We start from the raw sequence: 14,367 nt of genomic DNA, 5'->3' as shown, positions 1-14,367 counted from the left end.
GTTCGGCAATTAGAATTTTAGTGTTAAGCCAGCTCCATAATACCAACCATGTTCAGAGTCGGTTCCAGTTTGCCAAGCAGTTTGTTTTAAACCTTTTTCATAGCCGTAACCAACATCAACAAATGGCATCACCTTTTTGTTGATTTCATAACGGGTTTGGAAACCAGCTTGTAAACTTGATAAACCTGTTTTGCTTGCATAGCGAGATTCATCTTGCAAAACAACATCTGCTTTTAAATAAGGTTTACCAATTAACTTTTGGGTGAAGAGCAAGTCCCTTTCCGTTTCTAAACTTAACTTCCATAGCTGGTCTTCACCTACATAAAGATATGCATCGGTTTCAAAAAAGTAAGGTGCCATGCCATGTAAACCCACGACACCTGCCCAACGATCTTGCTTTTCATCTTCCCGCTGCAAACGCTCGTAGTTTACCCCAGCCTGTACATCCCAATAGTCAGCTACATTTCGACTATAAAGTACTGAACTGCCGTAATTAGCATCTTCTGACTCTGCTTTATCCACATGGGCTTTAATGAACAATTTATTTTCATCCGTTCCCACCCAAGTTTCTAATTCAGAAGAAAAACTACCTTCTCCTTCTTCATTTTGAGTCCAGCTAGTATCAATTTTTGTTGCTTGATAAACCTGTCCGCCATGTTCACGTAAATGATCATGAGTTAAAGGCTCTTGAGCAAAAGTAAATACTGATATGCTCGAGAAAGCACCGCAATATAACATTTGAGAAAATAACTTAGTGATGCGCATGACTAGCTCCTTTCTCATTTTCAGATTGAACAGGTGATTGAGCTTGAGCAGGTTGTTGTCCATCATTCACTTGAGCCACAATCAACTTATTCATCATTCCAGCACTCATGTGATAAAGCAGATGGCAATGAATCGCCCATTCGCCTAAGGCATCAGCTGTCAATAACGCAGTAACGGTTTTTCCTGGTGGAACAATGAGAGTATGTTTATTTGGTAAGTTTTCAGCTTGTTGGCCATTTTCTAATTGCATAAACATCCCATGTAAATGCATTGGGTGGGCCATCATGCTGTCATTCACAAACTTCAAGCGAATACGTTCGCCATACTTAACTTGTAATGGCTCAGCTTCGCTAAATTTTTTGCCATTAATGGTCCAGATATAACGCTCCATGTTGCCACCTAAACGAATAACTAATTCACGTTCTGGTGCACGCGTGTCTGGTTGAGGTGTTAAAGATTGCAAATCGCTATATTGCAGTGCCCTCATGTCCGCTGGTGTTGAAGCATTTGCCCAACCATAAACGGGTTCATCCTTTTTAGGCTTATTCTCAGATTGCGCAGGCATCTCATGATTCATATTCATCATAGCGTGGTCATGCTCGCTAGCTGACATTGCCTGCATATCATGCTTCATTTCAGGCATCGCTGACATGTCATGCTTCATTTGCATCATGGAATGATCATGTTCTCTAGATGAATTATTTTTCATGTCATGATCCATATTCATCATTGTAGAATCATGATTAGCATAGTTCGCTTCTTTTTTCATTTCAGGCATAGCCGACATGTCATGTTGCATGTTCATTTGATGGCCAGCATGTTCATCACTTGCCCCATTGCCATGACTCATGCCCATATCTTCCATGGTTAACAAAGCACGTGGACGTGGTTCTGGCATTTGAACTGGGCCTAGAGCCTGTGCACTTTCATTATGCAAAGTACCGATAGCAAAACCACTACGGTCAATAGACTCTGCTTCAATCTGATAATTTGATTGCGTAGGCTCTACAATGACATCGTAGGTTTCAGCTGTACCAATACGAAACTCGTCAATTGCAACAGGCTTAACTGGCTGTCCGTCTGCACTCACAACAGTCATTTTCAAATTTGGAATTCTGACATCAAAAAATGACATGGCCGATGCATTAATAAATCGTAATCGAACCTTATCGCCAGTCTTAAAGTTACCTGTCCAGTTTTGCTGAGGTGTCTTGCCGTTGACCAAGAACGTATAGCCCGTCACATCAGACATATCGGTTTTTAACATCCGCATCTGATTCCACATCGAACGATCTTGCCAAGTTGCTTTTAAACCTTGCGTTTTAACTTGCTTCAAGACATCAGATACCGTTTCACGGCGGTTTTGATAATACTCAGCAGATTTCTTCAAATTCTTCATAATGCTATCGCTAGAAGAATTATGAAAATCTGAAAGCATTACCACGTAATCACGATCAGTTTTCTCATGAGCAGCTACGGGTATTTTCCCTTTTGGGTAAATCACAAGTGGGCCATATAAACCATCTTGCTCTTGGCCTTTACTATGCGCGTGATACCAATAGGTGCCGTTTTGTTTCACCTTAAAGCGGTAAACAAAATCTCCATTTGGCGCAATTCCTTTAAAACCATTGAAACCCGGTACGCCATCCATTAACCCTGGCAGTAATAAGCCATGCCAGTGTAAAGAGGTATCTTGGTTCTTTAGCTGATTATGAACATGAATAACTGCTTCATCCCCCTCCTCAAACTCAAGGAGTGGGGCTGTAAACTTGCCATTTACGGTAATTCGTTTAAGGGGTTTGCCCGTAACATTGACCTGTTGTTCATTAATATTAAGGTGATATTCCTTAATTGCTGCGAGTGACCATGGTGAAACCAATAGTCCAAATACAGCAACTAAGCTGCTAATTGTTTTATGAGACATTGCTGTGATCCTTTTTAATTAAAAAAATAAGTAAATAAGGATCAAGCTTTAGGAGGACGTAAAATCTCTTGCCAGTATCCGGCTAAATGTTGAGCCTGATAAATACTGCTAAATTGATATGAAATAGGAATAAGTGGAGATTCAACGTCAGGTACAACTTGTTGCAGAGCCAAATTCACCATTTGGCAATGGACTGGGTTACAGTCCTGACAATGCTCACCATGCAAATGAAGAGACTGAGTCATCTTTTGATGACATATGGTCTGATCATTTGCTTGAGCATGCATATTGTTATGCGAAGATTTTTCACTATGACACGGCATAGTATGAAGATCATGTTGCATAGGCGTCTGTGCAATAGACACACCACTCCACCCAATGACGAAAGCCATTAGGAACACAAACCAAGCATACTTGCGTAAGTGTTGTAGAGCCATTGTGATTTATCACCTAGAGCCGATGAGTGATCTTAACCCCATTAGCATAACCAAGTTTTCAAACAGATACAATTTTCAATCTTAACTGTTTGTTTTAAAGTAATTAAGCAAATGGAGGTTGATGCTGAAGGACTAAATCAATCACCTCTAATGCACCTTCTTGTTCATTACTTACAGTGGTATAAGGTGCCACCGCTTTTAATGCTTCTACTGCATTTTCAACTGCAAACCCATAACCCACAGCTTTAATCATCTGCATATCATTGTTGTTATCACCAATCGCAACCACTTGATTAGGTGCAACCTGCCATTTTTGTAGTAACAGCTTCAAACCATGTGCTTTATGCTGGTCGGGAAGAATCAAATCGATAAAATTAAAACCACTTGAAACAGGTACCAAAACTTTATCTGCTACAAAACTTTGCTTCTGAAAATGTTCAAAAATCGCAAAGCTTTCGTTTTCCTGAGCGGTAAAAGTAATTTTGCACACCAAGTCATCTAGTGCATAAAAGTCATCTACAACTGTCAGTTTTTCAAAATATCGGGCAACTTTGGCATAGTCTTCTGCGTTCATGCTGCTATGCACATAAGCACTCTGTTTCCCACAGATCACCATGGTTGAGATATATGAAGAGTCAATCGCTTTTAAAATCTCAACGTATTGTTGCTGACTTAAATGAGCAAAAGCTATTTCTTGCCCTGCATCTACAACATGTGCGCCATTTTCTGCAATAAAAGCAATCTCATGATTAATTTCTGGAAAATAGGTAACAAGTTTTGCAAGTTGATTACCACTGGCTACCACAAAATGAATATTATTTTGTTTTAGTTGTTCGTATTGTTTTAAAAAACGTGCTTTGTTGTACTGCTTTTTGGAATTAAGAAAAGTCCCATCCATATCTACTGCTAAAATTTTTACTGTCATTAATGATCAAGGTCTCTTACTAAAAACTTATTAAACCAAATTTAGCTTTATTTTTCATGACACTTTTACAGTTTTATACGTATCTATGCACAAAAAGTTTTACACAGAGCTACATCGTTTTTTGCACAGGTTATTTTTTAGCAAAGCTTAATAAAAAACCAGCTAATAAATTATTCAACACGCATAAAAAAAGAACGCCAAAACGTTCTTTTTTCATAGTTTTTGTCTATAGAATAAACGGTTGATCTAATTTTGTTTATTTTACCAACATTTTATCCATACGGTTATCAACACAGTTATCCATACAGTTATAAACAAAGTTATCCACAAGTTTATTTTAGATTAACTCTATCTTTTTAAGCATCAACACTGCCTACTTTCGCAAGCTCTGCACGCATTTGGTCAATCACAACTTTATAATCGGGTTGACCAAAAATTGCTGAACCGGCAACAAACATATCTGCACCAGCTTCTGCAATTTCACGGATATTTGCAGGGCCAACACCACCATCAACTTCTAAACGGATATCACGGCCACTTGCATCGATAATTTTGCGCGCTTCACGTAATTTGTCTAAAGTCATTGGAATGAACTTTTGTCCACCAAAACCAGGGTTTACACTCATTAATAAAATTTGATCAACTTTATCAAGTACATAATCTAGATAATGCAATGGCGTTGCTGGGTTAAAAACTAAACCTGCTTTAGCACCACCAGATTTAATAAGCTGTAATGAACGGTCAATGTGGTGAGATGCTTCTGGGTGGAACGTAATAATATCTGCACCTGCTTCTAGGAAATCACCAATAATACGATCAACTGGAGATACCATTAGATGCACATCAACAGGAGCTGTAATCCCATAGTTTTTTAAAGCCTTACATACACCTGCACCAAAAGTTAAATTTGGAACATAGTGGTTATCCATAACGTCAAAATGCACTACATCTGCACCTGCGGCTAACACTTTGTCTACATCTTCGCCTAAACGAGCAAAATCGGCAGATAAAATAGAAGGAGCAATCAAATAAGGCTTGGACATAGGTGGATGACCTGGCTAGAAGTTTAAGGAGAGACTAAAAATTATAACAAAAAAGAACCTAATTGGCCCGCCCTTCCTTGCTTAAATGACAACATTTCAAACTTGCAACGTAACGTTGCAACAATAGAATGCTAACGGCGAAACGAATTTGTTAAGGTACATTAAACCAATGTGAGGATTGATAATGAAAAGCACAACTCATCTATTAACAAACGATGGAAAACGCATTGCAAAACGTCTAGTTAATCATTGGAAACACAAATTTGAAGTACAAGAAACTGAACAGGATTTTAAAATCTTAATGCCTACAGCAACAATTACGCTTGCACCAGCAACAGAGCAGTTAAACGTTGCTATTGATAGTCAGTTAGATGACCACAACCACTTAGAAAAAGTTGTTCTTGATCATCTAAACCGTATGGCTCAACAAGAATTTCAAGTTGAATGGCAACACTAAACTAATTAGCCAAATACTTTTTCTAACTGGATTGCATGAAACTGTAAGTGCTCATCCATAAAGGTTTGAATGAAATAATAACCATGGTCATAGCCAGCATGTTGTCTTAAAGTTAAAGGCTGTCCTGCTTTTAAACATGCTTGCTTAAATTTTTCAGGGTGAAGTTGTTCATAAAATTGGTCATCCAATCCCTGATCCACCAAAATTTCGCTAAATATTGCACCATTCTTTGAGACTAAAGCTGTAGCATCATGAGCTAACCAGCTATTGCGATCTGCACCTAAATAATGGCTAAACGCTTTGTTTCCCCATGCACACTCTGTTGGTGCACAGATCGGAGCAAAAGCAGATACCGACTTAAATTTCTCAGGATATTTAAAAGCCAAAGTCAATGCGCCGTGGCCACCCATTGAGTGCCCAAAGATACCAACTTGTTGATCGTTTACAGGAAAGCTTTTTAAAATGAGTGGATGTAGCTCATCAATTAAATAACTTTCCATTTGATAATGCTCAGACCAAGGTGCTTCTGTAGCATTAATATAAAAGCCCGCACCTTGACCTATATCCCAATGATCCCCTGCCGTAACCTGTTCACCACGTGGAGAAGTGTCTGGGGTAATCAGTATGAGGCTCAGTTGTGCTGCCATATGCTGAGCATGGGCTTTAATGGCAAAAGTTTCTTCAGTACACGTTAACCCAGCTAAGTAAAACAAAGTTGAGCAAGCTTTACCCTCTAAAGCTGCTGGTGGTAAATAAACACCAAACTTCGCTGGTCCTTTTAAATAAGAAGATTCAAATTGGTATATACGCTGCTCGCCCTCAAAGCAGCGGTTTTTTTGCAGGAGTTGCATCGTTTTTAGCCTCTGTTTTTGTTTGAGCAATATCTACACTACCCGTATTTTGCTGAGGAAATAGATACTTTTCCAATTGAGGTAGCATAAGTTCCATATTTTTACCGATCATCCACTGAGGTTCTGAAGGTTCAACACCTTGAGCCACTTCCCATTTGGTTACCGTTTGCTTAGCTGTGTTAAACGAATCTTTCATCGACGATTGCTCTCGCATAGCCAAATCAAAGAAAGCTCGACCAAAATAGGTATAGTCAGCTTCGTTATTACACCCAAAAGAAGTTTTATCAGCAGCCGATGCGGTAATAATTAAAGTATCAGGAGACTGTAAAGCAGGAATAAAGCTTCCTGAATAACAGGCTGAGATCACAATTACACGCCAGCGAATACCGGATTTATCCAGTGTTTCACGTAACCATTTCGGGTCTACTTGCCCTAAATCTAATGGCGCATTTTCAATTTCAAAGTGATTTTGTTCACCGTGTGAAGTCATATATAGAAATAAGACATCACTATCACGGTTCATTTGCTGCCCCATACGGCGTAGGGCTAACTCGATACTGGTTTTAGAGGCAATTGGAATCTCTGTACGGGTATCTGGATTATTGACCAGCATCATTGAGCGACCTATCGTTCCGAAACGTGTATCAAACTGTTCTTTAATACGGACCACTTCCGATTTAAAAACATCTTGATAACTATCGCCAGCAACACCTAGAAAATACCAATGGCTTTTGGCGAGCTCACCATATTGAACTTGCTCTAAAGAATCATTTAACAGTTTACTTTGCGCATAAAAAGCATCTTCAGCAAACGTTGGAGCCGAATCTTCGACCTTCCAAATCGGTTGATCTTTTACAGAAAGTTGCCAAACCACCATCGTTGCAATGGTCGCAACCATAACCAGTGCACGTTCCCACCATGGCCACTTAAGCTCACGTGAGAAAACCCAAATTACGGCTAAACTTTGCCACACGAATAAAGCTACAAATAAACTCGGTAAAATTCCGTTATAAATAGCATCGGGAATAAAGTTGAGATAACCGTTAGACCCCAAATACTGGATTAAACATTGAATTAATAAGATATTTGTATCTAGAACCAACCACAGTAAAGCAGGAACTAGCATTAAGCGAGGTTGGTTAGTTCGCTGTGATAAGAAAATACCAACAATTAAGGCAATGAATGGCCAAAGTGCATAACCAATTAAACCTTGTGAATTAAAATCACCGATTTGACCAGCTACAAGCCAGCTATAAAGAGAGTTGGTACATCCTCCTAAAATTCCCCAAACAATAAGCTGAAGAATAGATGGATGTACAATCTGTAAAGAACGTCTTGACCCCAAAAACAGCCACATTCCGGCAATTTGGTTGCTTTTAAAATCATGCCAAAAGTTAATGGAGGGTTTAAGATCAATCATAAAAGGTTTTCAAAAATTTCGTTTTTGACAGGCATCTTAAGTGTATGCCTGCTAAGAATTTTAGCAATCATGCTTTTGAACTATATCACATATATTTGTGCATTATTCAAGCAATAAAACCTAACCTTACATAAGCCTACTGAAAATACGCATCAAAACGACAAGCATCTCCTTGCCATTGATGAGCTGGCTCTTGATTTGCCAAGAAAATAGCATGGCGTGGCCGCTTAACGACTACACGTTTAGCAACTCTCTGTGCTAAAACCAGCAAATTATCCCCCAAATCCATCTCACCATCTTCAGGTAAAAGAAGATGTAAAAGCTGCATTTGTTTTTTGACTTGAGCTTGTTTTTTAATTGCTTGTTGGTTCTGGTCGCGCTGTGGAAACATCGGGTCAAGATAGACTACATCAACCGTTTTTGCTTCTTGATGTAATTGCTGTAAATAGCTTCCAGAGTCAGCAAAGATCAGTTGAATACGATCCATAAATTGACTTAAGAATGGATCACGTTCCGCCTGAGCTTTTGAATCTTCAAGTAAAGTAAATAAAATCGGATGGCGCTCAACAAGCTGGATTTGGGCACCTAAATAAGCCATAAGTAAGCTGTCATGGCCTAAACCCGCTGTAGCATCAACCAATACCGGCTTTTCACCTAACTGACAAGCACGGGCAATCATTTCCGATTTAAGACTTGCACGTTTTAAACGTGGAATTTCTGCTTTCCAGTCGGGCTGCATTTTCATGCCATTAGCAGATAACCATAATCCGTTTTCATCTACACAAAGGGCAATTTCAGGATTGAAGCGTAAAAATCGCGCATTCAGCTTTTCAATTGGCTGTAAATCGACAGTCACACCTCTAGAACAAAGCACAGCTTGGTAGTGCTGTGCTTGTTCTTGAAAATCTTCTTCAAAATATATATGCATGAGTACTGCCTTTACTTTGCTTTACCCTGATCCGCTATCTTTTTCCACGCATCATCACGTAAATAAACTGGCAAAGCATGCTCGGCATCCACCCATTGCTTTTGTGTAGCATAGACACGTGCAATAGAAGCAATATCCTGTGCAGTTGCAGTGATTGTTTGATGCTCTGCATCAGCTTGAAGTAGCTTGGCGCCCGAACCAATTAAGCAATGTTTTGCATAAGCTGCTGCTGGCTCATAGCCCATTAATTTTTCTTCATCAATACACTGCATAATTCCTTGTTCATCTAAAACATAACTTGCAATGTAAACTTCATTCATACGCGCATCGAGCACGGCAGTCACTTGTTCCAAACCTTCAAGTCGGTATGCCGCTTGTGCTAAAGCTTGCAATGTAGAAACTGGAACTACAGGTAAATCTTGTGACCAAGCTAAAGCTTGGGCAACAGCAGCATTAATTCGAACACCACTAAAAGAACCAGGTCCACGGCTAAAGGCAATCGCATCCAAACCAGCAACTTCAAGACCTGTTTGTTGTAGCCCTTGCTCGATCATGGGCAAAATGGTCTGGGTTTGTGCTTTCGCCCGCGTATCGAGTTGAAAAAATAGTTCTTGGGTTTCATCGACTAATGAAATAGAACACTGCTCATTTGCAGTTTCCAACGCCAGCAATTTCATGCACAACCTTAGTATTAAATCAGATTAAAAACGAGGGTTATGATACCCCACTCGGCTCTGATAGGCGAGTTGTTCTCTTTCTAAATAAAAATGCCAAGCTTGTGCTTGGCATAAAAATATTTTGCTAAAAAAGAGTTAAAAGTGGAATTCTTTTAAATCTGCATAGTTCTTAAAGTGCTCAGCATAATGCAATGCACTCAAACGTATTTTTGCAGCGCCATCTTCATCTAAAGTTTTGACAATTTTGCCAGGTGAACCCATCACCACTGAATTATCTGGAATCACCTTCCCTTCAGGAATTAAAGCATTAGCACCGATAATACAATTTTTACCAATCACAGCCCGATTTAAAATTACGGCGTTCATACCAATCAAACTATTATCACCAATCGTACAACCATGCAGCATGACTTTATGCCCAATGGTGACATATTCACCAATGTTTAGCTCAAGTCCAGCATCGGTATGTAAGACAGAATTTTCTTGAATATTAGAGAAATCACCAATCCGAACGACACAGTTATCAGCACGAACTACTGCACCAAACCAAATACTGACCTGACGGCCTAGTTCTACCTGCCCAATAAGCGTTGCAGTTGGAGCAACCCAGCCATCCCATGGCTCATGTAATGCTTTTGGGTGCTGTCCTTGATAGCTATACATCATAATTTATCAATCCTGATCTTTATTTTTTATGAGAAAACTTTGGCATTCCAAAGGTTGGTGAGTTGAGTAAAAATGGCCAATCTTTTTGATAACCCAATCCATATTTAAACAGAGCAACTAACATACGAGCAGTTAAGCCCCAAATAATTTCATTATCAATCTGTAAGCTTGGAAAATATAAAGACTGATGAGCATATCGAACTTCATAAGGTGTTGGACGCGTCTCGATAAGTTGCTGTAATGGGACAAAGAAAATTCGATCAATTTCGGTAGGCTGAGGTATTAAAGTGACCTCAGGAGGAATAAGCCCAACGATCGGTTTTACAGACAAACCGCTTCTTGCACGCTGCATCGGCAAATCACCTAACAACTGTACATCAAACGGATTTAAAGCTGTCTCTTCTTGAGCCTCTCTCAACGCTACAACAATATTACTCGTATCACTGGGGTCACGCTTTCCACCCGGAAAAGAAACTTCCCCCGCATGGTTGTTCATATGTATTGAACGGCGTGTAAGCAGTACCTTTGGATCATTCTCATTCGTAATGGCAATGAGTACTGCAGCTTGTGCTTCTTGTATGCGGGTGGAAAAGCGTAATCTTTGCTGTAACTTTTGTGTTAGCAAGTGCTCTTCCATACCATTCACCTATTATTCTGTCTCTCTTTGCATCATATCTGAAAATCAAAGTTAGGGAATAGAGTTGATGCGTAAGTCTAAAAATTCAGTTATGCTGAGGCATCTCTATACTCGATGATAATTATGAGTTTCTGTGTAGCGTGTGGGCATAAAACCGAACAAAAAATTCCTTTAGGTGATCATAAAGTACGCCGTGTTTGTACTCATTGTGGAAATATTCACTATGAAAACCCCAAAGTAATCTGCGGTGCCTTAGCGTTATGGGAAGACAAAGTATTACTCTGTCGTCGTGCGATTGAACCTCGTTATGGTTTATGGACTTTGCCTGCTGGCTATATGGAATTGTTCGAAACCATGGAGCAAGGTGCAGCACGCGAAACTCGAGAAGAAGCAGAAGCCGAGATAGAAATAGAACAACTGTATTGTATGTACAATATTCCTCGTATTGGTCAAATTTATGTTCTTTTCAAAGCACAGCTGAAAGATGGCATTTTTGGTGCAGGTGAAGAAAGTATCGAGAGTCGGTTGTTTGAAGAACATGAAATTCCATGGGGTGAGCTTGCCTTCCCTAGCGTCGAACATACATTAAGACATTATTTTGAAGATCGTAAGAAACAAGTATTCCCAACCCATCTTGAAACTTTGGGGACTCGTTTAGACCATACAGGTTAATCACTTGAATCATAAAAAAAGACCGCTCTCGCGGTCTTTTTTTATTTGTCGTTTATTTTTAAGATTTAGTCTTAATCTGATAACAATCAGCGGTTCTAAGTGTTACAGTTCCAGCCATACGCTGACCTAAAGCTTTTTCGGCCTCAGTCGGAGCAGGTGAAATATCTTTAATATTATTATATACCTGCTGATAGAAAGCGTACGGATTTAACCATGAAACTGTTTTGTTATCATAGGTAGTAAGATTCGCACCACTGGTCTGCCCTTGTAATAGATTAGCAACGTTAATTTTTGCGCCACTTACAAGTAAAGTTTGGCTACCAGTTTGAGAAGTACTTTGAACTACATTTGAATTTAGGCCTACCACAATGCCATTTAACTTCCCTAATTGAGGCACCCCAAAAATCATTCTTACTGTAATTGACTTATCATTGGTGGCCGACTCTGTTCCTCCAGTTGTGCCAATTCTGTACTGCTGAACGCCATTGTTATCAATTAAACTCGTATTCGAAACCACTCCACACTGACCAGACATGTCTGTTGCAGTAGCATTAGGTTTAATATCTGTTCTAATGTCTCCATTTTCATCAACTACAATACCCAAATCAATAGGGGCAATTCCTGCTGTATCAAATTTAAAGTTTAGAGTTGCATATAATGGGAAAATATAAGTTTGACCAGATTTGACATTATTAGCTGTTTTAAAGATCTGATTAGACAGATAGCTCGCAGGGCTTACCTTATAAATATCCATAGAACCATTATAATTTTGGTTATCAACACTCTGTTTCCATAAAGCATACTGCTGAGGATTAGGAGTTTTAGTATTTGTTAACCCGAAATATGAACTATCACGTCCTGCAATAAGTGAATCATTCAATAATTTGCCTTGATAAATCACTAAATCTTCATTTGTATTGCTAGAAGTTTTTAAACGGAATGGTTGTGTTGATTTAATTTCTGTCTGTATTGGATCAAGCCAAGTAGTTTGCGAGTCTGCAACCATTTGAGTTGGCTTAGATTTCGTCAAGACATTTAATACTGCACTAATTGCTAACTGGCTTGTAATTGTACTCGTTCCTTTCCATTGTAAACCATAACCAAATGTATATCCCCGACGATCAGATAGTAAGAATAAATTACCAAACATATGTTGGGTATTAGCGCTATTTTTTGGGCAATCTGCTAAATTAGTTAAATTACATCCATAAAAATTTTCAGATATTAAATTAGGCTCAGCCAAAGTAATATAATCTGATTGATATAACCCTACTAAACTTAAGTGTGCCAACTGCGTTACCAATTCAAAAGCTTGCGTATCTGATACTGGACTTACATCTAACCATGGTTTCAAAATATTGGCATAAGCACCATTTTTCCATTCTGTAGCTGTAATATTTTGAACTAAAATATTTAAAGTATTTTTCTTCTCATCGGTAAATTGGGTTGGCTGCAAATCACCAGCAACATGATCTCCCCTCTCTAAGCCAACGCTTTGAAAAAGTTTTACCAATGCCATTGCAACCCGCACTGTAGGATCATTCTGGTTAAGTGAGGTTGGTGTTTGCCCAGTTAATCCAATCGCCATATCCATGACTTTCAAACGTGGCGGAACAGTCATCTGAATTTTTGAAACAGTGTCTAACTTAACAGAGCCTAGTTCAATTTTTCTTGTAGCTTTGGTATCTTGCAAATAAAAACTAGCAGTATCGCCTGCTTTACAAGATCCGATAACACTATTTCCAGAAGCCTTAGTAACAAAACTTAGATTCGCTGCACTACTACAGGTAAAATTAATACCCGCTATTGGGTAATCTAAAGAGAATTGTAGACAATCACTGTTTGTTACGGAACAACTTCCATTAGCAGTAGCTCCTCCTGATCCATTTGTAGGATTCTCATTTATTGTGGAACTACCACCACCACAACCGTTTAGCATCAGTGCCAATGTGGTAAGTGCAAAAGGCCATAAAACTTTTTTATTCATTAGATATCCTACTTATTTTTAACGTAATACTGAAATTTGAATTTGTCCCTGATTCGTTAACTCATTTTCTGCCACATCTACGGCAGAGGATAATGGCGTCAACATCATGTAATGTGCTAAGGGTGGTAATTTTAAAACACCTTGGATTGATGCGTGTTGTAATAGAGTAGAAGGATACGATTTACTCTTGAAACCGCTCACCCCCTCTAAAATACACCCTTTATCATCTAAAAAAATAACTAAAGGCCAATAATATAAAGGTCTTTCATTACTAGCAGCGAATGACATAAGTTTTAAATGTTGAATTGAAGGATCAAGCTTTATCAACTCATACTCAAACTTTTCTTTAAGAGGTTTTCTTGGCCACAAATTTACTTCTTTACTTATACTGAGCTTTTTAATTGATTTATTATAATTTTTAATAAAACACTTATCTTGTTCAAAAGTTGCTTCTAAATCTTGAGAAGATAAACGTATATACGTCGGCGCTAATACCACTGCCGACTCTGTATCTTGAGTATGTCGATTAAAAAGCTGATCCAACGTTGATCGACTTAGACCTTTTTTACGTTCTATTGACTCAGTTCTGCCTAAACCATCTGGCACGATATAAAAACGTTTTTTTCCTTCTAAATTAAACTCTTGGTCTTCAAGATATTCACTATTTACATATTCTATGCCATCAATAGTAGTAAATTTAGACTTATCTTGTGAAGAATTTGGCTCAGGGGAAGCCTGTGAAGTACTTTTGATCGGAGGTGGAATTAAAAGTAATTGTTTCTGCCATTCATCATTAGATGCCGTCTGAAGTTTTACATTTTCAATAGGTGTTTTTAATTCATGACTATTTGCTGAAGTAGGCTGAGTATTTTGGACTTTTTGCGGTGCAGTCGGTGCAGTCGGTGCAGTCGGTGCAGTCGGTGCAGTCGGTGCAGTCGGTGCAGTCGGTGCAGTCGGTGCAGTCGGTGCAGTCGGTGA

General features: G+C 38.9%; 15 protein-coding genes. 2 read left to right on the top strand and 13 right to left on the bottom strand.

Annotated features, from left to right (window positions below; genetic code table 11):
• Nucleotides 1-9: 9 nt before the first annotated feature.
• The 5 genes from J536_RS17950 to rpe form a co-directional block, all read right to left on the bottom strand.
• Nucleotides 10-765 (bottom strand): copper resistance protein B, encoded by a 756-nt coding sequence (locus J536_RS17950; RefSeq protein ID WP_017481248.1) that lies wholly within the window; start codon nt 763-765, stop codon nt 10-12.
• Nucleotides 752-2,689 (bottom strand): copper resistance system multicopper oxidase, encoded by a 1,938-nt coding sequence (locus tag J536_RS17945; RefSeq protein ID WP_032063531.1) that lies wholly within the window; start codon nt 2,687-2,689, stop codon nt 752-754. Before J536_RS17945 ends, J536_RS17950 begins: the two co-directional genes overlap by 14 nt.
• A gap of 41 nt (nt 2,690-2,730) precedes the next feature.
• On the bottom strand, nt 2,731-3,126 hold the full coding sequence (locus J536_RS17940; protein ID WP_017481245.1) for a hypothetical protein: 396 nt from the start codon (nt 3,124-3,126) through the stop codon (nt 2,731-2,733).
• A 103-nt stretch (nt 3,127-3,229) separates the two neighbouring features.
• Nucleotides 3,230-4,051, bottom strand: coding sequence for a Cof-type HAD-IIB family hydrolase (locus J536_RS17935; RefSeq protein WP_017481244.1), 822 nt, complete (start codon nt 4,049-4,051; stop codon nt 3,230-3,232).
• Between the two features lie 356 nt (nt 4,052-4,407).
• Complete coding sequence (gene rpe / locus J536_RS17930) at nt 4,408-5,094, bottom strand: ribulose-phosphate 3-epimerase (RefSeq protein WP_032063530.1); 687 nt, start codon at nt 5,092-5,094, stop codon at nt 4,408-4,410.
• Between the two features lie 184 nt (nt 5,095-5,278).
• Between rpe and J536_RS17925 the strand changes: the two genes are divergently transcribed.
• Complete coding sequence (locus J536_RS17925) at nt 5,279-5,551, top strand: DUF2218 domain-containing protein (RefSeq protein WP_017481242.1); 273 nt, start codon at nt 5,279-5,281, stop codon at nt 5,549-5,551.
• Between the two features lie 5 nt (nt 5,552-5,556).
• Here J536_RS17925 and fghA read toward each other — a convergent pair whose 3' ends face one another.
• The 6 genes from fghA to J536_RS17895 form a co-directional block, all read right to left on the bottom strand.
• A complete protein-coding gene (gene fghA, locus J536_RS17920; protein WP_017481241.1) occupies nt 5,557-6,402 on the bottom strand; it encodes an S-formylglutathione hydrolase in 846 nt (281 codons plus the stop codon).
• Complete coding sequence (locus J536_RS17915; protein WP_005071224.1) at nt 6,371-7,822, bottom strand: C13 family peptidase; 1,452 nt, start codon at nt 7,820-7,822, stop codon at nt 6,371-6,373. Before J536_RS17915 ends, fghA begins: the two co-directional genes overlap by 32 nt.
• A 136-nt stretch (nt 7,823-7,958) precedes the next feature.
• Nucleotides 7,959-8,750, bottom strand: coding sequence for a class I SAM-dependent methyltransferase (locus J536_RS17910; protein ID WP_002115856.1), 792 nt, complete (start codon nt 8,748-8,750; stop codon nt 7,959-7,961).
• 11 nt (nt 8,751-8,761) lie between these two features.
• The gene (gene tsaB / locus J536_RS17905; protein ID WP_017481240.1) at nt 8,762-9,427 is read right to left on the bottom strand and encodes a tRNA (adenosine(37)-N6)-threonylcarbamoyltransferase complex dimerization subunit type 1 TsaB; all 666 of its coding nucleotides are present in this window, start codon (nt 9,425-9,427) and stop codon (nt 8,762-8,764) included.
• A 135-nt stretch (nt 9,428-9,562) separates the two neighbouring features.
• Complete coding sequence (locus J536_RS17900; RefSeq protein WP_080612917.1) at nt 9,563-10,090, bottom strand: gamma carbonic anhydrase family protein; 528 nt, start codon at nt 10,088-10,090, stop codon at nt 9,563-9,565.
• A gap of 22 nt (nt 10,091-10,112) precedes the next feature.
• On the bottom strand, nt 10,113-10,739 hold the full coding sequence (locus tag J536_RS17895) for a CoA pyrophosphatase (protein ID WP_014208431.1): 627 nt from the start codon (nt 10,737-10,739) through the stop codon (nt 10,113-10,115).
• Between the two features lie 114 nt (nt 10,740-10,853).
• On the opposite strand from J536_RS17895, the gene J536_RS17890 reads away from it, so the two are divergent.
• Entirely contained in the window at nt 10,854-11,402 is a 549-nt protein-coding gene (locus tag J536_RS17890; protein ID WP_002115876.1) for an NUDIX hydrolase, read from the top strand.
• 58 nt (nt 11,403-11,460) lie between these two features.
• Here J536_RS17890 and J536_RS17885 read toward each other — a convergent pair whose 3' ends face one another.
• Together J536_RS17885 and filE are read right to left on the bottom strand one after the other, a co-directional pair.
• Nucleotides 11,461-13,389 (bottom strand): hypothetical protein, encoded by a 1,929-nt coding sequence (locus tag J536_RS17885; protein ID WP_032063529.1) that lies wholly within the window; start codon nt 13,387-13,389, stop codon nt 11,461-11,463.
• Nucleotides 13,390-13,407: 18 nt separating this feature from the next.
• On the bottom strand, nt 13,408-14,367 hold a 960-nt coding region (gene filE / locus J536_RS17880; RefSeq protein ID WP_032063528.1), incomplete at its 5' end, for a putative pilus assembly protein FilE.

The sequence above is a fragment of the Acinetobacter sp. 809848 genome, assembly GCF_000581275.1.
Lineage (GTDB): Bacteria > Pseudomonadota > Gammaproteobacteria > Pseudomonadales > Moraxellaceae > Acinetobacter > Acinetobacter pittii.
This window is presented reverse-complemented; position numbering and strand designations above follow the sequence as displayed.

Bases quoted from the DNA above. Each gene is read 5' to 3' on its own strand.
- J536_RS17950 (WP_017481248.1), bottom strand. From the start codon at position 765: ATGCGCATCACTAAGTTATTTTCTCAAATGTTATATTGCGGTGCTTTC.
- J536_RS17945 (WP_032063531.1), bottom strand. From the start codon at position 2,689: ATGTCTCATAAAACAATTAGCAGCTTAGTTGCTGTATTTGGACTATTG.
- J536_RS17940 (WP_017481245.1), bottom strand. From the start codon at position 3,126: ATGGCTCTACAACACTTACGCAAGTATGCTTGGTTTGTGTTCCTAATG.
- J536_RS17935 (WP_017481244.1), bottom strand. From the start codon at position 4,051: ATGACAGTAAAAATTTTAGCAGTAGATATGGATGGGACTTTTCTTAAT.
- rpe (WP_032063530.1), bottom strand. From the start codon at position 5,094: ATGTCCAAGCCTTATTTGATTGCTCCTTCTATTTTATCTGCCGATTTT.
- J536_RS17925 (WP_017481242.1), top strand. From the start codon at position 5,279: ATGAAAAGCACAACTCATCTATTAACAAACGATGGAAAACGCATTGCA.
- fghA (WP_017481241.1), bottom strand. From the start codon at position 6,402: ATGCAACTCCTGCAAAAAAACCGCTGCTTTGAGGGCGAGCAGCGTATA.
- J536_RS17915 (WP_005071224.1), bottom strand. From the start codon at position 7,822: ATGATTGATCTTAAACCCTCCATTAACTTTTGGCATGATTTTAAAAGC.
- J536_RS17910 (WP_002115856.1), bottom strand. From the start codon at position 8,750: ATGCATATATATTTTGAAGAAGATTTTCAAGAACAAGCACAGCACTAC.
- tsaB (WP_017481240.1), bottom strand. From the start codon at position 9,427: ATGAAATTGCTGGCGTTGGAAACTGCAAATGAGCAGTGTTCTATTTCA.
- J536_RS17900 (WP_080612917.1), bottom strand. From the start codon at position 10,090: ATGTATAGCTATCAAGGACAGCACCCAAAAGCATTACATGAGCCATGG.
- J536_RS17890 (WP_002115876.1), top strand. From the start codon at position 10,854: ATGAGTTTCTGTGTAGCGTGTGGGCATAAAACCGAACAAAAAATTCCT.
- J536_RS17885 (WP_032063529.1), bottom strand. From the start codon at position 13,389: ATGAATAAAAAAGTTTTATGGCCTTTTGCACTTACCACATTGGCACTG.